Annotated in this window: 20 protein-coding genes; 8 read left to right on the top strand and 12 right to left on the bottom strand. The window is 49.3% G+C overall.

Annotated elements, in window-relative coordinates; all coding sequences use genetic code 11:
* Positions 1-207: hypothetical protein (locus ACTHTY_RS01735; protein WP_440366265.1), on the top strand; the 207-nt coding region annotated here is incomplete at its 5' end.
* 203 nt (positions 208-410) lie between these two features.
* Here the strand turns inward: ACTHTY_RS01735 and clpA are convergent.
* Both clpA and clpS read right to left on the bottom strand, forming a co-directional pair.
* Positions 411-2690 (bottom strand): ATP-dependent Clp protease ATP-binding subunit ClpA, encoded by a 2280-nt coding sequence (gene clpA, locus ACTHTY_RS01740; protein WP_440366266.1) that lies wholly within the window; start codon positions 2688-2690, stop codon positions 411-413.
* A gap of 3 nt (positions 2691-2693) precedes the next feature.
* Positions 2694-3005, bottom strand: coding sequence for an ATP-dependent Clp protease adapter ClpS (gene clpS, locus ACTHTY_RS01745; protein ID WP_003679561.1), 312 nt, complete (start codon positions 3003-3005; stop codon positions 2694-2696).
* Between the two features lie 257 nt (positions 3006-3262).
* On the opposite strand from clpS, the gene ACTHTY_RS01750 reads away from it, so the two are divergent.
* From ACTHTY_RS01750 to ACTHTY_RS01765, 4 genes are all read left to right on the top strand, one after another.
* Positions 3263-3466, top strand: coding sequence for a cold-shock protein (locus ACTHTY_RS01750; RefSeq protein ID WP_003682902.1), 204 nt, complete (start codon positions 3263-3265; stop codon positions 3464-3466).
* Between the two features lie 75 nt (positions 3467-3541).
* The gene (locus tag ACTHTY_RS01755) at positions 3542-3757 is read left to right on the top strand and encodes a branched-chain amino acid ABC transporter (RefSeq protein WP_440366267.1); all 216 of its coding nucleotides are present in this window, start codon (positions 3542-3544) and stop codon (positions 3755-3757) included.
* 84 nt (positions 3758-3841) lie between these two features.
* Positions 3842-4288: an SsrA-binding protein SmpB gene (smpB, locus tag ACTHTY_RS01760; protein WP_003679566.1), complete on the top strand. Its 447-nt coding sequence runs from the start codon at positions 3842-3844 to the stop codon at positions 4286-4288.
* A 71-nt stretch (positions 4289-4359) separates the two neighbouring features.
* Positions 4360-4800, top strand: a complete 441-nt coding sequence (locus tag ACTHTY_RS01765) for a hypothetical protein (RefSeq protein ID WP_440366268.1) — start codon at positions 4360-4362, stop codon at positions 4798-4800.
* Positions 4801-4872: 72 nt separating this feature from the next.
* On the opposite strand, the gene ACTHTY_RS01770 is transcribed toward ACTHTY_RS01765, so the two are convergent.
* The 6 genes from ACTHTY_RS01770 to ACTHTY_RS01795 all read right to left on the bottom strand — a co-directional run bounded on the left by ACTHTY_RS01770 (position 4873) and on the right by ACTHTY_RS01795 (position 11013).
* On the bottom strand, positions 4873-5358 hold the full coding sequence (locus tag ACTHTY_RS01770) for a DUF4189 domain-containing protein (protein WP_070608623.1): 486 nt from the start codon (positions 5356-5358) through the stop codon (positions 4873-4875).
* A gap of 169 nt (positions 5359-5527) precedes the next feature.
* Complete coding sequence (gene trxB, locus ACTHTY_RS01775; RefSeq protein ID WP_440366269.1) at positions 5528-6478, bottom strand: thioredoxin-disulfide reductase; 951 nt, start codon at positions 6476-6478, stop codon at positions 5528-5530.
* A gap of 108 nt (positions 6479-6586) precedes the next feature.
* Positions 6587-7882 carry an NAD(P)/FAD-dependent oxidoreductase gene (locus ACTHTY_RS01780; RefSeq protein ID WP_003685744.1) on the bottom strand — a complete coding sequence of 432 codons (1296 nt, stop codon included), beginning with the start codon at positions 7880-7882 and terminating at the stop codon, positions 6587-6589.
* 138 nt (positions 7883-8020) lie between these two features.
* Entirely contained in the window at positions 8021-8908 is an 888-nt protein-coding gene (locus ACTHTY_RS01785; protein ID WP_003679574.1) for an ABC transporter permease subunit, read from the bottom strand.
* Positions 8908-9873: an ABC transporter permease subunit gene (locus ACTHTY_RS01790; protein ID WP_440366270.1), complete on the bottom strand. Its 966-nt coding sequence runs from the start codon at positions 9871-9873 to the stop codon at positions 8908-8910. Before ACTHTY_RS01790 ends, ACTHTY_RS01785 begins: the two co-directional genes overlap by 1 nt.
* 15 nt (positions 9874-9888) lie before the next feature.
* Positions 9889-11013 carry an ABC transporter ATP-binding protein gene (locus ACTHTY_RS01795; RefSeq protein WP_063076462.1) on the bottom strand — a complete coding sequence of 375 codons (1125 nt, stop codon included), beginning with the start codon at positions 11011-11013 and terminating at the stop codon, positions 9889-9891.
* A 476-nt stretch (positions 11014-11489) separates the two neighbouring features.
* Here ACTHTY_RS01795 and radC point away from each other — a divergent pair, with 476 nt between their 5' ends.
* Positions 11490-12164: a RadC family protein gene (gene radC, locus ACTHTY_RS01800; protein ID WP_440366271.1), complete on the top strand. Its 675-nt coding sequence runs from the start codon at positions 11490-11492 to the stop codon at positions 12162-12164.
* Between the two features lie 59 nt (positions 12165-12223).
* Here the strand turns inward: radC and ACTHTY_RS01805 are convergent, their stop codons facing one another.
* From ACTHTY_RS01805 to ACTHTY_RS01820, 4 genes are all read right to left on the bottom strand, one after another.
* Positions 12224-12502 (bottom strand): NF038104 family lipoprotein, encoded by a 279-nt coding sequence (locus ACTHTY_RS01805; RefSeq protein WP_440366272.1) that lies wholly within the window; start codon positions 12500-12502, stop codon positions 12224-12226.
* Positions 12490-12822: a hypothetical protein gene (locus ACTHTY_RS01810; protein WP_049332818.1), complete on the bottom strand. Its 333-nt coding sequence runs from the start codon at positions 12820-12822 to the stop codon at positions 12490-12492. The genes ACTHTY_RS01805 and ACTHTY_RS01810 overlap by 13 nt, the downstream gene beginning before the upstream one ends.
* A 146-nt stretch (positions 12823-12968) precedes the next feature.
* A complete protein-coding gene (aqpZ, locus tag ACTHTY_RS01815) occupies positions 12969-13664 on the bottom strand; it encodes an aquaporin Z (RefSeq protein WP_440366273.1) in 696 nt (231 codons plus the stop codon).
* Positions 13665-14011: 347 nt separating this feature from the next.
* Complete coding sequence (locus ACTHTY_RS01820) at positions 14012-17065, bottom strand: DNA translocase FtsK (protein WP_440366274.1); 3054 nt, start codon at positions 17063-17065, stop codon at positions 14012-14014.
* Positions 17066-17229: 164 nt separating this feature from the next.
* On the opposite strand from ACTHTY_RS01820, the gene ACTHTY_RS01825 reads away from it, so the two are divergent.
* Both ACTHTY_RS01825 and ACTHTY_RS01830 read left to right on the top strand, forming a co-directional pair.
* The gene (locus ACTHTY_RS01825) at positions 17230-17907 is read left to right on the top strand and encodes an energy-coupling factor ABC transporter permease (RefSeq protein ID WP_049332692.1); all 678 of its coding nucleotides are present in this window, start codon (positions 17230-17232) and stop codon (positions 17905-17907) included.
* A gap of 81 nt (positions 17908-17988) precedes the next feature.
* A complete protein-coding gene (locus tag ACTHTY_RS01830) occupies positions 17989-18348 on the top strand; it encodes a CrcB family protein (RefSeq protein ID WP_440366275.1) in 360 nt (119 codons plus the stop codon).
* The last annotated feature ends 8 nt before the right edge of the window (positions 18349-18356 follow it).

Raw genomic sequence — 18356 nt, forward strand, 5'->3', positions numbered from 1 at the left:
TTGTTGGAAGTATTGCTATTATTGTTGGAAGTATTACTGTTATTGCCAGTAGAATTGCTGTTATTCTTCTGGATGCCATTTGATGAACTAGTGATGGATGGAATGTCATTAGGCTGGTTGTTGCTGCATGCTGCCAGGCTCAGGACGATAATAGTTGCTGCACTTACTTTTTTGAAAGACATAGATATTTCCTTTGCAATGAGTTGATTGATAATTAAAATGTAGATGTATTATCAAATAGTCATTTAAAAATATCAAGTAAATAATTTACAAAAATAATTAATTTGTTAAATTACGAGGCATTTTGTTATTTGTGGCCATTATATAGACGGAGAATTTGGTGTTAATTACAAAAAAGGTCGTCTGAAAACAGAAATCTCGTTTTCAGACGACCTTTTTGCCTTTATCCGTCAAACCGTTGCTGCTTCAGGTTTGACCTTGCTTTTCTTAAACTTTAACACGGCTTCTTCTTTTGCAGCATCCCAGTCTATCAGCACAAAGCCACCTTCGGCGAGTTTGCCGAACAGGAGTTCGTCGGCGAGCGGTTTGCGGATTTTTTCCTGGATCAGTCGGTTCATCGGGCGCGCACCCATTTGTGGATCGAAACCTTTTTCTGCCAGATATTTGCGCAATGCCGGCGTAAATTCGGCTTCGACTTTTTTGTCGAGGAGCTGGTGTTCGAGCTGGAGCAGGAATTTGTCCACGACTTTGACGATGATAGGTTCGGACAAGGGTGAAAACGGGATAATCGCGTCCAAGCGGTTGCGAAACTCGGGTGTGAAGAGTTTGTTGATTGCCTGCATTTCGTCGCCGCGCTCGCGTTTGGCGGTAAAGCCGAGGCTGGGGCGGCTGAGGCTTTCCGCGCCTGCGTTGGTGGTCATGATCAGGATAACGTTGCGGAAGTCGGCACTCTTACCGTTGTTGTCGGTCAGTTTGCCTGCGTCCATGACTTGCAGGAGGACGTTGAAAATGTCGGGGTGGGCTTTTTCGATTTCGTCCAAGAGCAACACGCAATGCGGCTGCTTGTTGACGGCTTCGGTTAAAAGGCCGCCTTGTTCAAAGCCGACGTAGCCCGGCGGTGCGCCGATGAGGCGCGATACGGCGTGGCGTTCCATGTATTCGGACATATCAAAGCGTTGCAGCGGTACGCCCATCGAGTAGGCAAGCTGTTTGGCGACTTCGGTTTTGCCGACGCCGGTAGGGCCGGAGAAGAGGAAACTGCCTATCGGTTTGTCGGGCAGGGCGAGGCCGGAGCGCGACATTTTGACGGCGGCAACCAGCGCGTCGATGGCATTTTCCTGACCGTAAACCATGTTTTTCAAATCGCGGCCGAGGAATTGCAACACTTGTTTGTCGTCGTGCGACACGGTTTTTTCGGGAATCCGCGCGACTTTGGCGATGACGGTTTCGATTTGCGTTTTGCCGATGACTTTTTTCTGTTTGGATTTAGGTAGAATCCGTTGCGCCGCGCCTGCTTCGTCCATCACGTCGATGGCTTTGTCGGGCAGGAAACGCTCGTTGATGTAACGTGCGGAAAGTTCGGCGGCGGCTTCAAGTGCACCTTGCGTATAGCGGACTTGGTGGAAATCTTCAAACATCGGTTTCAAGCCGCGCAGGATTTGAACGGTTTCGGAAACGGTGGGTTCGACCACATCGATTTTTTGGAAACGGCGGCTTAAGGCGTGGTCTTTGTCGAAAATGGTGCGGTATTCGTCGTAAGTGGTTGCGCCGATACAGCGCAATGAGCCTTTCGCCAATGCGGGTTTGAGCAGGTTGGATGCGTCCATCGTGCCGCCGCTGGTACTGCCCGCGCCGATGATGGTGTGGATTTCATCGATAAACAAAATGGCATGCGGGATTTTTTCGAGTTGTTTCAAGACGGATTTAACCCGCGCTTCAAAGTCGCCGCGGTATTTCGTGCCCGCCAACAGCGAACCCATATCCAGCGCGTACACTTCGGCTTCTTTAAGCGCGTCGGGAATGTCGCCGTTGACGATTTGATGTGCCAAGCCTTCCGCCAGTGCGGTTTTGCCTACGCCAGCTTCGCCGACCAAAAGCGGATTATTTTTGCGGCGGCGGCACAGGATTTGTACCAGCCTTTCCATTTCGTGTTTGCGACCAATCAAAGGGTCGATACGGCCGGCTTTGACTTCGGTGTTGAGGTTGACGGTGTAGTCGGAAAGGGAGCCGGTTTTTTGTTCCGCTTCTTCTCCTTCGCGTCCTAGGCCGTCTGAATCATTGCCGTCTTCGTCATCGGGCGAGCCATGGGCAATGCAACGCAAGACTTCAAAGCGCGTAATGGATTGCAATTTGAGGAAATAAACGGCATGGCTTTCGGATTCGCTCATCATGGCAACCAAAATATCCAAAGGCTCTACTGCGGCTTTTCCGGCAGACTGAGTATGCACCATCGCCCGTTGGATGACGCGTTGGAAGCCCAATGTCGGCTGGGTTTCGACCGTATCCAGAAGATGATCGGGAATTTGCGGCGTGTTTTCTGCAACGCTGGCGGCAAGCTGCTCGGACAGAACTTTCAAATCTGCACCACACAGTTTCAAGACGTTCGGCACAGCCGCATCTTCTTCTATCAGCACCAAAAGCAGGTGTTCCAAGCTGATAAACTCATAACGAGCGTTGCGTGCTTCACGATAGAGCAGTTGCAGGATGTGTTCCAATTCGGGTGACAGCATGATTTAAACCTCTTCGACTATACATTTGAGCGGATGCCCTTCAGCTTTGGCACGTTCCATGACCTGATGTTGCTTGGTCTGCGCAATATCGCGCGTGTAGGTGCCACACAGGCCTTTGCCTTCGTGGTGCACCAACAACATGACGGCCACGGCCTGTTCCTGTGCAAGCATAAAGACTTCGGTCAAGATCTCGACGACAAATTCCATGGTGGTGTAATCGTCGTTCAATAAAAATACGCCGTAACGTTTCGGCGGCTGGGTGTTGATATCGCTGAGCAGGGTATCGGATTGGTGGTCGGTATTCGGATGGTTCATAAGCTTAGATTTCAGTTTTCAGACGGCCTGTTTTAGAGTGTAAACCGTTTTCTGTTGTATTTCGGCAATTTTTTTCTATTTTCCCACTTTTTTGAAAACATAGCTTGACGTTTTGTCTTAACAAATGTAAAAAGACGGTTAAGCAGAAGTTGGCACTCGACTGCGTATCCAATACGTGGGAGAAACGCTGAACGTTTTAGTTTGCTGTATGCCTTGTTTTGCTGATTTTGTTAATTTTTAAGTATAGGAAGTTTCTAATGGCAACCGGTATCGTAAAATGGTTTAACGACGCTAAAGGTTTTGGTTTCATCACTCCTGATGAAGGTGGCGAAGATTTGTTCGCTCACTTCTCAGCAATCAACATGGATGGTTTCAAAACCCTGAAAGAAGGTCAACGCGTATCTTTCGACGTAACCACCGGCCCTAAAGGCAAACAAGCTGCTAATATTCAAGCTGCTTAATCAAATGCGCGGCGTAAGCCGTAAAATCATGGCGGGGTTTCCCGCCATTTTTTATGGGCGTTCGGGTCAAAAATTATGAATCAAAATTCATCTTATCAAAATGCTTTAAACCAGTTGGACGAGCTTATCCGTCATTTTCGCAGCGAAGGCGAGGTCAGCTGCGCCGTTGCTGAGCGTGAAGACCAAATCTTGATCCACCTTGCTGATTTGAAACTGGATTTGCGCCCTGAAGATGAAAAAGCCATTGCCGATATAGACCGCTTTTACTGTCGCCATGTTTTAAGCAAATAAACGTTTCAAAACCGTTTGCCGTTTTATTTTTTAAGCATGCCTGATAAAATAGGCCGTCTGAAAAGTTTGTAAAGAATCAGCACAATGAGTATTGCCAATAATAAAAAAGCCTTTCACGATTTCTTTATCGAAGACCAAATCGAAGCTGGTATAGTATTGGAAGGATGGGAAGTTAAAGCCATTCGCGCTGCACGCGTGCAATTAAAAGAAAGCTATATCTACTGGAAAAAAGACGCATTCTATTTGGTGGGCTGCCACATTACCGCGTTGCCCACTGCCTCGACACACGTCAAACCTGACCCTGTCCGTCCGCGTAAGTTGTTGTTGAAACAATCGGAAATCAATAAGTTAATCGGCAAAACCGAACGCGCCGGTTATACGATTGTGCCCCTAAACCTGCATTACACTCGCGGTAGAATCAAAGTGGAAATCGGTTTGGCCAAGGGTAAGAAACAGCATGACAAACGCCAAAGCCTGAAAGAAGCGGATTGGAAGCGTGAGAAACAGCGTTTGATGAAAAACGTACGTTGATTTTTTCAGACGGCCTTTTTATAAAGGCCGTCTGAATATTTATTGTTTGAAAATTTTAAAAAGGAAAACAGATGAAAACCATCATTTTAGCGGCGGCTTCAGCCGTATTGTTGCTGGGCGCATGTTCCACTACGGAACAAAGAGTATTGAAACCTGAAGAGCTGACCAGCATCAAACATGTCTGCATCATTCAAAATGCAAAAGTAAGACCGTATGATTTGGATCGTGCTTTGTCCAAAGCTTTGGCAAAACGCGGCATTGGTAGCACTATTGTGACAGCGGATAACCGCGGCAAACTGTATGATTCTTCTTGCCCGTATAACCTGCGTTATAAAACCAAAGGCAATAATGAAATCTTGCGTAAAGGCGTATTTGTGTTGAGAAGCACGAAGTATGCGGTTTCTACTGTCAGCTACTCTTTGAACGATGAAAACCACTTCCGAACCAACCCTGATTTGGTAAAACAGGCTGAAGGCGTTGTGGCCAAATTGTTGGAAAAAAACAGCAAATAAAAACCAGAATAAAAAACTGGCTTGCCGTGATATGGAGAATATCGGGCAAGCCGGTTTTATTTTCAGACGGCCTTAAATGGATTTGATTTTTTCCCAGAGGGTTTTGACCGTACCTTGATAATAGGTTTCAGAAGTACAATAGACTGTTTCTAAAGCGCATTGTCCTTGTGAGCCGTATTTTTTGATGCATTGGTTCAAGGCAATTTGATGCACGGTTTTGAAACGTGGGGAGGTAATGGCCACCACGTTTTGAGCAGTCAATTTGCCCATGGCTTTAGGGTAGGCAACAGCGATACAGGTATTGTGCAGTGGGACAACCGTTTTGCAGCCTGTTGCTTGGCCTGCGCCGATACCGGCTAAGGCATCTTGGCCTTTGCAGAATGTTTCGAGTTCGGCTGTTGCATCCAGTTGGGTGGCATTTTCTTTGGTGGTTTTGATTTGCAGCGCTTCATTGCTGTCGGCAGGGTTTTGCCACATGGCCAGGTAGCCGTAAGTATCGGCAGCCAGGGCGGCAGGAGTCAGTGCGCAAAGGATAAGTGTCATTAGTGTTTTTTTCATGTTTGTTCCCTGTTTGTTGGGTATTTGTCGTTATTATAAAGCAAAAGTACTTATTTGATATAAATTTGCTTTTAAAATGAATATTTAGTGTGGCAGATAGATTATAGGCCGTCTGAAATTTCAGACGGCCTTTTATTATGTTTTAAAGAATAGGGCGTAGCTTGGAGGCTTATACGCCGTGGCGGTCGAGCCAACGTTCGGCATCAAGCGCGGCTTGACAGCCGGAAGCTGCGCTGGTGATGGCTTGACGGTAGGTGTGGTCTTTGACGTCGCCTGCCGCCCATACGCCTTCGATATTGGTTGCGCCGACATTGTCACCGGTACCGCCTTTGGTTTTCAGGTAGCCGGTTTCATCCATATCAAGTTGGCCTTTGAAGATATCGGTGTTGGGTTTGTGGCCGATGGCGATGAAAACGCCTTTGACGGCGATTTCTTCAGTGCTGCCGTCATTGTGTTTCAGGCGTGCACCGGTAACGCCGCTTTCGTCGCCCAAGATTTCATCAACCGAGCTATTGAGCTTGAGGATGATTTTGCCTTCTTCGACCCGTTGCATCAGTTTGTCCACCATGATTTTTTCGGCACGGAAGCTGTCTCGGCGGTGAATCAGGGTAACGGTGTTGGCGATATTGGCAAGGTAGAGGGCTTCTCCCACAGCGGTATTGCCACCGCCGACTACAGCAACATCTTGTTTTTTGTAGAAGAAACCATCGCAAGTTGCACAGGCGGAAACGCCTTTGCCGGCAAAGGTTTCTTCGCTTGGCAAACCTAAATATTTGGCGGATGCGCCGGTGGCAACGATGAGCGCATCGCAGGTGTATTCGCCCATATCGCCTTTGAGGGTAAACGGACGGTTTTGCAAATCAACGGTGTGGATTTGGTCGAAAATCATTTCAGTGCCGAAGCGTTCGGCATGAGCTTGGAAACGGGCCATTAGTTCCGGACCTTGTACGCCTTCTGCATCAGCAGGCCAGTTGTCCACTTCGGTGGTGATCATCAGTTGTCCGCCTTGCTCAACGCCGGTAATGATCACAGGGTTGAGGTTGGCACGGGCGGCATAGACGGCGGCAGTATAGCCGGCAGGGCCGGAGCCGAGGATGATGAGTGTATGATGGTTGCTCATGATGGTTTCCTTGCTGATAAATGATTGAATTTTGTCGTATCTAAGCTTTCAGACGGCCTGAATTTTACTTGAATCTGCCGCCGTCTGAAATATGTTTGTTGCTTGGGTTTAGTGGCTGTCTTTCCATTGATAGTATTTTGAGCCGAGGAAAGAGCCGAGTTTGCGCAGGAAAGGCTGGGTAATGATGTTGCTGTGGCGCAGTTGCTCAAAAGGTTTCAGACGGCCGTCATCGCCCATGATGGCTTCGGCAATCGCCAAACCGGCGATGCCGGTAATCGCCATGCCGTGTCCGGAATAGCCTTGGGCGTAGAAAACGGTAGGGGCGAGGCGGCCGAAATGTGGGGCGAGGTTGCGCGTGATGTCGCATTCGCCGCCCCAGGAATGCTCGATTCTGACGTCGGCAAGTTGCGGGAAAACTTTCAGCATGTCTTGGCGGACGAGTTCAGTCATGCGGTCAGGGTCATCGATAAACTCGTTGTCTTTGCCGCCAAAGAGCAGGCGACCGTCGGCGCTGAGGCGGTAGTAGTCGAGGACGTGGCGGTTGTCGCAGATGGCCATATTGTTGCGAATCAGGTCTTTGGCACGCTCGCCCAGAGGCTCGGTGGCGATGATAAAGGTACTGACTGCAATGGCTTTTTGTTCCAATACTTTGAATTTCGGGTGTAAACCGGCATAGGTATTGACGGCATAAACGAGGTTTTTGCACTCAACGCTGCCATTGGGCGTATGAACCAGCCAGCCGTTATCGCATGGCTCGATACGCGTCATCGGGGATTGCTCAAAAAGTTGTGCGCCTGCATCGGCTGCCGCTTTGGCAATGCCTAGGGTGTAATTGAGCGGGTGTAAGTGGCCGGATAAAGGATCAAATTGCGCGCCTTGATACATATCGCTGGCAAGTTGCTGCTTCAGCGTGGCTTTATCCCAAAGCTGGTAATGGCTTGCGCCATAATGTTTTTGAGCGTGTTCGTGCCATTGTTGCAATTCTTCCCAGTGCTGAGGACGGACGGCGACGGTAGCGTAGCCGCGTTGCCAATCGCATTGGATATTGTGTTTTTGAATGCGGGAGTCAACCAGTTCAACGGCTTGCAGAGATTGCTGCCAGAACCATTGAGCCTGTTCCAAACCGACTTGTTTTTCGATTTCTTCCATGCCGCAGGCAAAGTCGCTGATGACTTGTCCGCCGCTGCGACCTGATGCGCCGAAACCGATACGGGCGGCTTCAAGTACGATGACTTCATGGCCGTTTTCGGCAAGCGGTAGGGCGGTGCATAAACCGGACAGGCCGCCGCCGATAACGCAGGTTTCAGTTTTCAGACGACCTTCAAGCGTCGGATAAGACGGATGGGGATTGGCCGTGCTGACATAGTAGGAAGGAAGGTATTCTTTGAAGCTGGGATTGATCATGATTTGAGCTTTAGGTTGGTTTTCACTTCATTGAAAATAGGTTTTCAGACGGCCTTAAATGTGGGCTTAGATTCAGGCCGTCTGTGCAGTTAATAAAACAGGCTGTTCCGACACTTTATCGGACAGCCTGTCTGCATATTAGGCGGCTTTCTCGGCTGCCAATTTTTCTTGGCGGTAGGCTTCGGCAGCCTCACGTTCCCGTTTGGTTGCCTGACGCATCATCCAGTAGTTGACGACAATCACCAGCGTACCGATGATACCGATCAGGATGGTTGCCAAAACGTTCATCTGAGGGTCAAGGCCGAGTTTGATTTTGGAGAAAATCACTTGCGGCAATGTCGATGAACCCGGGCCTGACAGGAAGGAGGTAATCACCAAGTCGTCCAAAGACAGGGTGATGCCCAAGAGGAAGCCGGAAGCAATCGCAGGGGCAATCAGCGGCAGGGTAATCACGAAGAAAATCTTCAGCGGACGGGCACCCAAGTCCATTGCAGCTTCTTCCAAGGATTGATCCAATTCCACCAAGCGCGAACGGATAACGACGGTAATGTACGCCATGCAAAGCGTGGTGTGGCCGAGGAAGATGGTGAAGAAGCCGCGATCGAAGTAGAGCGATTGCAGCAATTCGCTGCCTTGCAGGAACATTTGCACCTGAATAATCAACAGCAGCATGGACAAACCGGTAATCACATCAGGCATCACCATAGGCGCGGAAATCATACCGGCAAACAGGGTGCTGCCGCGGAAGCGCTTGATACGCGCCATAGCGTAACCAGCTAATGTGCCGAGTGCTACGGCAGCAAGTGAGGAAACAATGGCGATACGTAATGACAGCCAAGCTGCTTCCAAGATGGTGTCGTTTTCCATCAATGCGCCGTACCATTTGGTTGAGAAACCGCCCCAAACGGTAACCAGTTTGGATTCATTGAAAGAATAGATGACTAAAACTACCAGCGGAATATAGAGGAATGCCAGCGAGAGCAGGAGCATCAGTTTCAAGAACCAGGATAATTTGGTTTTCTGCATTATTTGCCTCCTTCTTCCAATTCGCGGTTTTCATAGTGCTGGAACAGGGCAATCGGTACAACCAGCAGGGCAACCATGACGACGGCGACAGCAGAAGCCAGCGGCCAGTTGTTTTGGTCGAAGAATGCCTGCCACAATACTTTACCAATCATCAGGTTTTCAGAACCGCCCACCAATTCAGGAATCACAAATTCACCGACGGCCGGAACGAAGACCAGCATAGAGCCTGCGATGATGCCTGTTTTGGATAAAGGCAGGGTAATGGTAAAGAACGATTTGATCGGACCTGCGCCCAAGTCGGAAGCGGCTTCGAGCAGGCGGTTGTCCAGTTTTACCAATTGTGTGTACAGCGGCAAAATCATAAACGGCAGATAGGCGTAAACCATCACCAAATTCAGCGAGAACGCATTGTAGAACAAGTCTAAAGGCTCGCTGATGATTCCATATTTGATTAAGAAATTATTGATGATGCCGTTGTGACCCAATAAGCCCATCCATGCGTAAACACGCAACAGGAAAGAGGTCCAGAAAGGTAGCATGATTGCCAACAGCAGGCCGTTGCGCGCAGCCGAATTGGCGCGTGAAATGGCATAAGCGGTCGGATAACCAATCAACAGGCAGATAATGGTCGTCGTCAGCGCGGTCTTAATCGAAGACCAGTAGGTCATCAGATAGATATTGCTGTTTTCACTGTCGCCAAACGGATTGAGCGTATTCCAAAAGTTTTGGAAGATGTCGGCGTAGTTCTGATAGCTGATGGCAATGTTCAGACGGCCTAAGTCTTCATCAATCGTCGTCAAAGGCGTAAATGGCGGAATGGCGATTTCTTGTTCGGCAAAGCTGATTTTCAAGACGATGGCGAACGGAATCAGAAACAGCACCAAGAGCCAAATATACGGTACGGCAATAACTGCACGCTGGCCGGGGCGGCGAAACAGTTTCTTTTTCAGTTTTTTAAGGTCCATTGCATTTCCCTCAAATTAACTGTACAGAGGCGTAGGTTGGTTTTCAGGCCAGCTGATATAGACGGTTTCGTCCCAAGTCGGCGGCGTAATGTTGCGCACATACCAATAAGGTGCGGGAACTTGGCTCTTAACGACACGGCCGTTGGCGAGTTTGATGTGGTAAATTGCAAAGCTGCCCAGATAGGCAATTTCTTTAACCGTGCCTTGGGCCCAGTTGTGCGCGCCCAAGTGTTCTGGTTTTTCTTTATGCAAATCAATGTCTTCTGGGCGGATGCTGATCCAGATTTCATGGTCGTTCGGAACGCCAAGGCCGTGGTCGATGCGGACGTGGTTTTCCAAGCCGTCACATTTGACGATAGAGAAATCGGCGCGGTCGTCAATAACGACGCCGTCAAAAATATTGGTTTCGCCGATAAATTCAGCGGTAAAGCGACTGTTAGGGTAGTCGTACACATCGCTAGGTGTGCCAACTTGGCGCAATTGGCCGTCGGACATAATGGCGATACGGGTAGCCATCGTCATCGCTTCTTCTTGGTCGTGGGTAACCATGATACAGGTTACGCCGACTTGTTCCAGCGTGTTGACCAATTCCAGTTGGGTTTGTTGGCGCAGTTTTTTATCGAGTGCGCCCAAAGGTTCGTCAAGCAGCAGGATTTTCGGACGTTTTGCCAGGCTGCGCGCCAAAGCGATACGTTGTTGTTGACCGCCGGAAAGTTGGTGCGGCTTGCGTTTGGCGTATTTGGTCATTTGAACCAGGCGCAGCATTTCTTCGACGCGGGCGTCGATTTCGCCTTTAGGCATTTTGTCTTGTTTCAGGCCGAAAGCGATGTTTTGTTCAACACTCATGTGCGGGAACAGGGCATAGCTTTGGAACATCATGTTGATTGGGCGCTCGTACGGAGCAAGCTTGGTAATGTCTTGGCCGTCGAGAATGATTTTGCCCTGATTGGGACTTTCCATGCCTGCCAACATGCGCAGCAGTGTGGATTTGCCACTGCCTGAGCTGCCCAAAAGGGCAAAGATTTCGTGTTGATAGATGTCCAAGTCGATGTTATCGACAGCGTAATTGTCACCAAACTTTTTCACCAAGCCTTGGATTTGCAGATAAGGTTTGGCTGAAGACGCAGTGGTTGCGGTCATAATGGCAATACTCCAAAAAGAAAGACGAGTACCGGCAAAACGGATTTTCGAATGGGTGATAAAAAGCTGTTTGATTGCTGGCGGGAGTCGGACGGAGGCCGTCTGAAACTCTTGTAAAGCGCACGGGCAGCGTGGATAGAAAGCAATTTAAGCCTAACTTTTGCTTTCGGCAAACTCAATATTATATTAGCCTAAGCCTCATAGGGGCAATATGAAAATGCTTGTAGCGGCTGATTTGAAACAAATAGGAAAGGAAAGGCAGATAGGGAAACACGATAGTAAAAATGGGTAGCGTTGTTTTTCTGCACAAAGGGGTTCAATTGTTATTCATTTGTCTTAAATAATTATTCAAAATAGAATAAAATACGCAAATTGAATTTATTTGCTAAAACCATAATGGATTACGTTTTATATCGGGTGAGGCGGTTTTGCTCAGAATTTAAACTAAATCCGCTATATGAATAAAAAGGGAAAACATGAGCATTAAAGAATGGCCTGAAGGGGAGCGGCCGCGTGAGAAGCTGTTGGAGCGCGGCGCGGCGGCGTTGAGTGATGCAGAGTTGCTGGCAATTTTGTTGCGTGTCGGAACGCGCGGTATGAGCGCGGTCGATTTAGCGCGTTATTTGTTGAGCGAGTTCGGTAGCTTGGGAAAGCTGATGAGTGCAGATTCCAAAACACTTTCTGCTTGCAAGGGCATGGGTTTGGCGAGCTATACTCAGTTTGCCGTGGTCAAAGAAATCGGACGGCGGATTTTGGGTGAGGAGTTGCAGAAACAGATAGTTTTGTCAAACCCGAAATCGGTTGCGGATTATCTGCGCCTGCATCTTGGGCATGAAAAAATCGAGATCAGCGTTGCTTTGCTGCTCAACCGTCAAAATCAATTGATTGCGGTACGGGAGTTGTCGCGCGGTACGGTGGCGGAAAACACGGTTTATATCCGTGAAATCGTCAAATTGGCATTGGATGAATACGCCGACAGTTTGATTTTGGCACACAATCATCCGGGTGGTTCGGCAAGGCCGTCTGAATCTGATGTGCAGTTTACAGAGCGTTTGAAACAGGCTTTAAGTTTGGTCGATATTACGCTGTTGGACCATTTTATCGTGACGGCAAAAGAAACCTGTTCTTTGCGCGAACAGGGCTATATGTAAGGATGAATGTTCAGACGGCCTCAGTAGGATTGGTTACCTTGCTGAGGCCGTCTGAAGGATTATTGCGCTACTTCGTCAGAGGATTCTTCTTTATAGATGATCTCTTCCGATTTTGGCTTTTCTTTGCTCTTTTCCTTCTCTTTTTCTTTATCCTTGTCTTTTTTACCGTCAGGAATGGCGGCATCAATCACTGCCCCCGTTCCTTTGACGACCAATTTTCCGGCAGTCAGGACGGTTGTAGCAGCCAAATCAACAGCCGCACCTACAATGCAGCCGTTAAGCGTCAAGCAAAGGGCAAGTGCCGGAAGTAGGCGTTTTGTGCATCTCAATGACTGCATCCGCAGTGTCCTTCATGATGATGGTCGCATCCGAGTGCTTCTTGCCAAGCATCATCATCGCCGTCAAATTCTTCGACTTCGTCAAATTCGCCGTTTTCTACCATGCTTACCAGCTCTTCCAAGCTTTCTGCACCTTCTACCCAAAAGCAGGGAATATCGGGCGGCGTGTCGGGGGCAAGCAGGGCAGCCTGTTGGTCGTGCCAAGCAATCCAATAACCGTTTTGCGTTTGTACGAATACGGCATCGGGATGGATGGTTTCGTTTTCGGTATTGACCAGCATTCTGGCGGCGATATCGGTTTGAAAAGGTAAGGTTTGCATGATGGTTTGAGAATGTGAGAAAAGAAAGTATTGTAACATGGCAAAAACAAACGCACCGTCTGAGTCAGGCGGTGCGTTTGTGTCTCGGCAACTTGGGGCGGTCAGTTTAGAGTGTCAGCCGCACCGGGAATGTCATTCCGTCAAGATTATTTGTTGTCGTTAGCCAAAACGAAGCGGTAAATAGCCGCGCCAACTGCTGCGCCGGCAATAGGAGCCAACCAGAACAACCACAGTTGTTCAACAGCCCAGCCACCTTGGAACAAGGCAACGCCGGTAGAACGTGCAGGATTAACGGAAGTATTGGTTACAGGAATGCTGATTAAGTGAATCAGGGTCAGACCCAGACCGATGGCGATAGGGGCAAAGCCGGCCGGAGCCAGTTTGTCGGTAGAACCCATGATGATGATCAGGAAGAATGCGGTCAGGACAAATTCGATCAGCAAAGCAGCCATCATGTCGTAACCGTTAGGAGAGTGCTCGCCGAAACCGTTGCTGGCAAAGCCGGAGGCAACAGCATCAAAACCGGTTTTACCGGAAGCAATCAGATACAGAACGCCTGCTGCGGCAATCGCACCGATAACTTGGGATACGATGTAAGGCAACAGGTCTTTACTGTTGAAACGGCCGCCGATGAAAAGGCCGACGGAAACGGCAGGGTTGAAGTGGCCGCCGGAAATGTGGCCGACAGCGTAAGCCATGGTCAGTACGGTCAAACCGAACGCCAAGGCGACACCGGCAAAGCCAATGCCAAGTTCTGGGTAGGCTGCTGCCAAAACTGCGCTGCCGCAGCCGCCAAATACCAGCCAGAAAGTGCCGAAAAATTCTGCAAAATATTTTTTCATTTGTTTTTCCTCGTAAAGGGTGGGGTGTTGCCGAAGGCATGAATCATAATAATATTGTTTCTAATCGAAAAACGGATTTACCTGTTTTTTCCGGTCTTGACAAAAGGCCGTCTGAAAATGGCGACAAACGGGTAGAGATATGTATTTTGCAGGTTGAGTTTGGTTGATTGAACCTTGTTTTTTTGTGAAACAAATGCCGTTAATGCAAAAGCATTTAGATTTGTAAGAAATGTTGTTTATAGATTACTTATTTGCTTGTTTATTTGATTGGAATCTCTGAACCATATCTGATTTAAAAAGGCCGTCTGAAAAGTTTTCAGACGGCCTTAATTTTATACAAGGATAAATTAATCCAGATGGTCGCTGCTTTGTGCCAAGATGGTGCGGTTGCCGTTGTTTTCCGCCGGGGAAACAATACCGTCGGCTTCCATTTGTTCAATCAGGCGGGCGGCGCGGTTGTAGCCGATGCGCAGTTGGCGTTGGATATTGGAAATGCTGGCCTTACGCGATTTCAAGACAACGGAAACGGCTTCGTCATACATGGGGTCGAGGTCGCTGTCGTTGCTGCGGCTGGTGCCGGTAAAGTCTTCGGTGGAACCGTTGCTCAAAATATCGTCGATATAGTCGGGTGCGCCAAATTGTTTCAGGTATTCCACTACGCGGTGAACTTCATTGTCGGAGGCGAATGCACCGTGTACACGTTGCGGATAGTTGGTACCGGGTAGCTGGAACAGCATATCGCCTTGGCCGAGCAGGTTTTCCGCACCCATTTGGTCAAGAATCGTGCGGCTGTCGATTTTGCTGGACACTTGGAAGGCAATGCGTGTCGGAATATTGGCTTTAATCAGGCCGGTGATGACATCCACGCTTGGGCGTTGGGTGGCAAGAATCAAATGGATGCCGGCTGCACGCGCTTTTTGGGCAAGGCGGGCAATCAGTTCTTCAATTTTCTTACCGGCAGTCATCATCAGGTCGGCAAACTCATCTACCACGACCACGATAAACGGCAGTTTTTCCAATGGCTCAGGGTCTTCAGGCGTGAGGCTGAACGGGCTGCCGATTTTTTCGCCACGAGCGGCGGCTTCGGCAATTTTTTGGTTGAAGCCGGCAAGGTTGCGCACGCCCATAAAGCTCATCAGGCGGTAGCGTTTTTCCATTTCGTTGACGCACCAGTTCAGCGCGTTTGCGGCCAGCTTCATATCGGTTACGACAGGGGCGAGCAGGTGCGGAATGCCTTCGTAAATGCTCAGCTCCAGCATTTTCGGGTCAATCATAATCATGCGCACGTCTTCAGGCGTTGCTTTGAAGAGCATGGACAGAATCATGGCATTCACCCCCACGGATTTACCCGAACCGGTCGTACCGGCAACCAGCAGATGCGGCGCTTTGGCCAAGTCGGTGACGACAGGCTGGCCGGTGATGTCTTGGCCGAGTGCGAGGGTCAGTTTGGATTTGGACTCGGTAAATGCAGGCGAATTGAAGATTTCGCTCAGGCGGATCATTTGGCGTTTCGGATTAGGCAATTCCAAGCCCATGCAGGTTTTGCCTGGGATGGTTTCCACCACGCGGATGGAAGCCACGCCAAGCGAGCGCGCCAAGTCTTTTTCAAGGTTCAAAACGGCACTGCCGCGTACACCGACATCAGGCTCAATCTCATAACGCGTAATGACCGGGCCGGAATAGGAGTCCATCACTTTGACTTTAACTTTGAACTCGGCCAGTTTTTCTTCGATGGTAATGCTGTTTTCCAGCAACTGTTCTTCAGTTTGCGAGGCGCTTGGGTCAAACTGCGGCGGCAGGAGCAGGGTAGTGGTCGGCAGGTGTGCCTCGGTCAGGGTTGCCGAAGTTGGAATAGCTATGCTTGGTGTATCTTCTTGAACGCTTGGTTCTACGCTTCGAACAGGCGTTTCAATGACTGTCTGTGTATATTCAGACGGCCTTGCGATTGTTTCAACAGGTTCAACAGGTTCAATCGTTTCAACCGCTTGAATCGCTTCTGTTTCCGCTTGTACAGGCGCTTCCGGCTCACCATCGAATTCTGTTTCTTCTTCCGCAGATTCGCTGATTAAATAATCGCGGATACTGCGTTCAGGCTGATTGCTAACATGCGCATTGACTTGCGAATCAAAAATCGGCACTTGGATTTTATGTTCGAAAGCAGGCGGCTCGGGAATATCAATCGGCGCAATCGAGGTTTGGAAAACGGGCGGCTCGGGAATATCGGTTTTCGCCATCGGGACAACCGGTACGGCAGGCGGCTCGACTACGGTTGCGTTTGGCGCGGCAGGTCGGGAGATATAAGGGGATTTTTTAACAGGCGCAGCCGGTTTTGGACGGGACGGCGTTGCCGATACGGCAGGTTGTGGTGCAACAGCTTCCGTGGCAGCTTGTTTGCGCGCCCATCTTTCGGCGGCCGCTTCGGTATGGCGAACTTGACGGCGCAGGCTGGCAGGACGGTTGATTTGTCCCAAATTGGCCAGAATTTCGTCATTTTCGATGGTGCGCGGAGAGTAGTCGCGCAATGGGGCGACGGCCGCAGCTAGTTTGTGGCGGGCGGCGGTGCGGCGGGCAAGGTTGTCGTGAATATCTTCCGCTTGGATTTCAGAAGGGAATGCCTGCATGGAAGTATAGGGGAGGATGGCTTCTTTTTCGGCAGTTCTTAAGGCCGTCTGAACGGTTTCGATATGCGGCGCATGGGCTTCTGCCACGCGGACATTATTGGCACGCGCCAAGGCACGCTCGCGTGTGCGGCGCAAGATAGGGTCGTTATAGTCGATGATTTCCATGCCGGTCATCGGCAGTGATGAAGCGCGCAATAATGGAGTTTCAACTTCGTCTTTGTAAATTGGTGCATTTTTTTCGGCCAAATGCTCGTTCCATTCTTCAACCGCTGCTTCGTGCAGGGAACGGGTGGCTTCTTCTAATGTGATTTCTTCAAAATTGCTGTTTTGCACCAAAGACGGGCTGTATTCGGGCGTTTCCATTTGTGCAAACGGCGTGATTTTAGGAATACGTTCCGGTTTGGCAGATTTACGGGTTTTAGGCGCAACTTTGATTTCTTCTTCGGTAGCTGCGATGTGTTCCGGCTCTTCGGCAAACGGCTCTGCTGCATGCTCTTCGTTTGTTTCGGCGCGTTGCGTTTTATTGTGTTCGAGCGCAGAAAGCAGGCGGATGCGGGCGATTTTATGGTTGTCGGCAGTGTGCTTGTTCATGCTGAACAAACGTTTCAGGCTGTCCAGTTGGTCGGAAAAACCGACCGGGCTGTCTTCTTCGTTTATTTCTTGTTCGTCGCCACTGAGTCGGGCCAATTCTTGGCGCCACTTTTGCTCTTGTTTCTGGCGCCACCAGAACAAGCCGGCTATGACAGCCAGCAGAATTAAAGCCAATATTGTCCAAAGCATGCGTCCATCCCCTTAATTAAACGGCAAAGTCCGTTATTCTAACGCTTTTTTCGGGTAAACAAAACCAGCCGAAACAAGCTTTAACGGCAAAGGCAGACAGGATTGTCAAAGCTATGGCTTGAGACGCGTATAATAGGCCGTCTGAACATTTTGCGGATGAGATGATGATTTTTCAAAACGGATGGTTTCCCGTTGGTGTCGTGATGGCGGCATGGCCTGTGTTGCTGGTGATTTTTGCTTTGTGTGCAAAGCAGGCATGGGTGTCGGTATCGCAGCATCGTTCCGCATTCTTGGTGGCTGCCGTGATGTTGCCGCTGGCTTGGAGTTTGAATGCCTCCCCGGAAAGCGGACAACTGGCCGGCATGAGCTATCATTTGCTCGCCTTGAACCTGACGGCTTTAATGCTGGGCACCTCTGCCGCATTCTGCCTTGGCGTTTTACTGTTTTTTCCGTATTTGTGGCTTTGGGGCGATTGGCATATGTTCCCCATCAATGCCTTGTCCGTATTGCTTCCGCCTTTGTTGGTGAACTTGGGTTTCCGCCATTGGGTATCGCGATTGCCTGCCAATATCTTTATCTTTATTTTTCTGAATGGTTTTTGGGCTGCGGCGGTCGGTATGGTGTTTACCGGCGTAATTTTGGTCGGTTTGTTGGACTGGGCGGATGTATTTGATACGTCGGTATTGTGGAAAACCGCTTTTCCTGTTTTCTTCTTAATCGCTTGGGCAGAGGCATTTTTGAGCGGTATTTCAACAGCCATTTTTATCGCGCTCAAGCCGCAATGGATTTGTACTTTCGATGACGACAGGTATTTGAAATCCGCGCCTAAGATTTGGCAATAAGATATGAAGGCATCCTTGCTTGGTTTTTAGACGGCCTCATGACCGGATGGCCTGTTTTTTGAATTGAATATTTAACGTGTTATGTTTGCGTATATTTTTCCCATTGTTTGCGGTGCCGCTGTCGGGGCTGTATTGCGTTGGCTGTTTGGCTTGGTGCTGGTGTCTTCTGCGCCTTTTTCTATCGGTACATTGGCGGCAAACTGGTTGGGCGCGCTGCTGATTGGTGTGTTGGCGGAACTTTTAACCGATCCGCAATGGCGTTTGCTTTGGATTACCGGCTTTCTCGGCAGCTTGACCACATTTTCAGGTTTTTCTGTGGAAATGGTGGGATTGATGCAGGCGCAACGCTGGGGCATGGCTTTGATGGCAAGCTGTCTGCATGTTTTCGGTTCGTTTGGTTTGACGGCGCTGGGGATTAAATTGGCACAGATTTGGAAGTAAGTAAAAAT

Source organism: Neisseria sp. P0019.S002 (genome assembly GCF_051957155.1).
GTDB lineage: Bacteria > Pseudomonadota > Gammaproteobacteria > Burkholderiales > Neisseriaceae > Neisseria > Neisseria perflava.

What these genes read in the sequence shown, in the direction of transcription:
- clpA (WP_440366266.1), bottom strand. Translation starts at nt 2,690, where the DNA reads ATGCTGTCACCCGAATTGGAACACATCCTGCAACTGCTCTATCGTGAA.
- clpS (WP_003679561.1), bottom strand. Translation starts at nt 3,005, where the DNA reads ATGAACCATCCGAATACCGACCACCAATCCGATACCCTGCTCAGCGAT.
- ACTHTY_RS01750 (WP_003682902.1), top strand. Translation starts at nt 3,263, where the DNA reads ATGGCAACCGGTATCGTAAAATGGTTTAACGACGCTAAAGGTTTTGGT.
- ACTHTY_RS01755 (WP_440366267.1), top strand. Translation starts at nt 3,542, where the DNA reads ATGAATCAAAATTCATCTTATCAAAATGCTTTAAACCAGTTGGACGAG.
- smpB (WP_003679566.1), top strand. Translation starts at nt 3,842, where the DNA reads ATGAGTATTGCCAATAATAAAAAAGCCTTTCACGATTTCTTTATCGAA.
- ACTHTY_RS01765 (WP_440366268.1), top strand. Translation starts at nt 4,360, where the DNA reads ATGAAAACCATCATTTTAGCGGCGGCTTCAGCCGTATTGTTGCTGGGC.
- ACTHTY_RS01770 (WP_070608623.1), bottom strand. Translation starts at nt 5,358, where the DNA reads ATGAAAAAAACACTAATGACACTTATCCTTTGCGCACTGACTCCTGCC.
- trxB (WP_440366269.1), bottom strand. Translation starts at nt 6,478, where the DNA reads ATGAGCAACCATCATACACTCATCATCCTCGGCTCCGGCCCTGCCGGC.
- ACTHTY_RS01780 (WP_003685744.1), bottom strand. Translation starts at nt 7,882, where the DNA reads ATGATCAATCCCAGCTTCAAAGAATACCTTCCTTCCTACTATGTCAGC.
- ACTHTY_RS01785 (WP_003679574.1), bottom strand. Translation starts at nt 8,908, where the DNA reads ATGCAGAAAACCAAATTATCCTGGTTCTTGAAACTGATGCTCCTGCTC.
- ACTHTY_RS01790 (WP_440366270.1), bottom strand. Translation starts at nt 9,873, where the DNA reads ATGGACCTTAAAAAACTGAAAAAGAAACTGTTTCGCCGCCCCGGCCAG.
- ACTHTY_RS01795 (WP_063076462.1), bottom strand. Translation starts at nt 11,013, where the DNA reads ATGACCGCAACCACTGCGTCTTCAGCCAAACCTTATCTGCAAATCCAA.
- radC (WP_440366271.1), top strand. Translation starts at nt 11,490, where the DNA reads ATGAGCATTAAAGAATGGCCTGAAGGGGAGCGGCCGCGTGAGAAGCTG.
- ACTHTY_RS01805 (WP_440366272.1), bottom strand. Translation starts at nt 12,502, where the DNA reads ATGCAGTCATTGAGATGCACAAAACGCCTACTTCCGGCACTTGCCCTT.
- ACTHTY_RS01810 (WP_049332818.1), bottom strand. Translation starts at nt 12,822, where the DNA reads ATGCAAACCTTACCTTTTCAAACCGATATCGCCGCCAGAATGCTGGTC.
- aqpZ (WP_440366273.1), bottom strand. Translation starts at nt 13,664, where the DNA reads ATGAAAAAATATTTTGCAGAATTTTTCGGCACTTTCTGGCTGGTATTT.
- ACTHTY_RS01820 (WP_440366274.1), bottom strand. Translation starts at nt 17,065, where the DNA reads ATGCTTTGGACAATATTGGCTTTAATTCTGCTGGCTGTCATAGCCGGC.
- ACTHTY_RS01825 (WP_049332692.1), top strand. Translation starts at nt 17,230, where the DNA reads ATGATTTTTCAAAACGGATGGTTTCCCGTTGGTGTCGTGATGGCGGCA.
- ACTHTY_RS01830 (WP_440366275.1), top strand. Translation starts at nt 17,989, where the DNA reads ATGTTTGCGTATATTTTTCCCATTGTTTGCGGTGCCGCTGTCGGGGCT.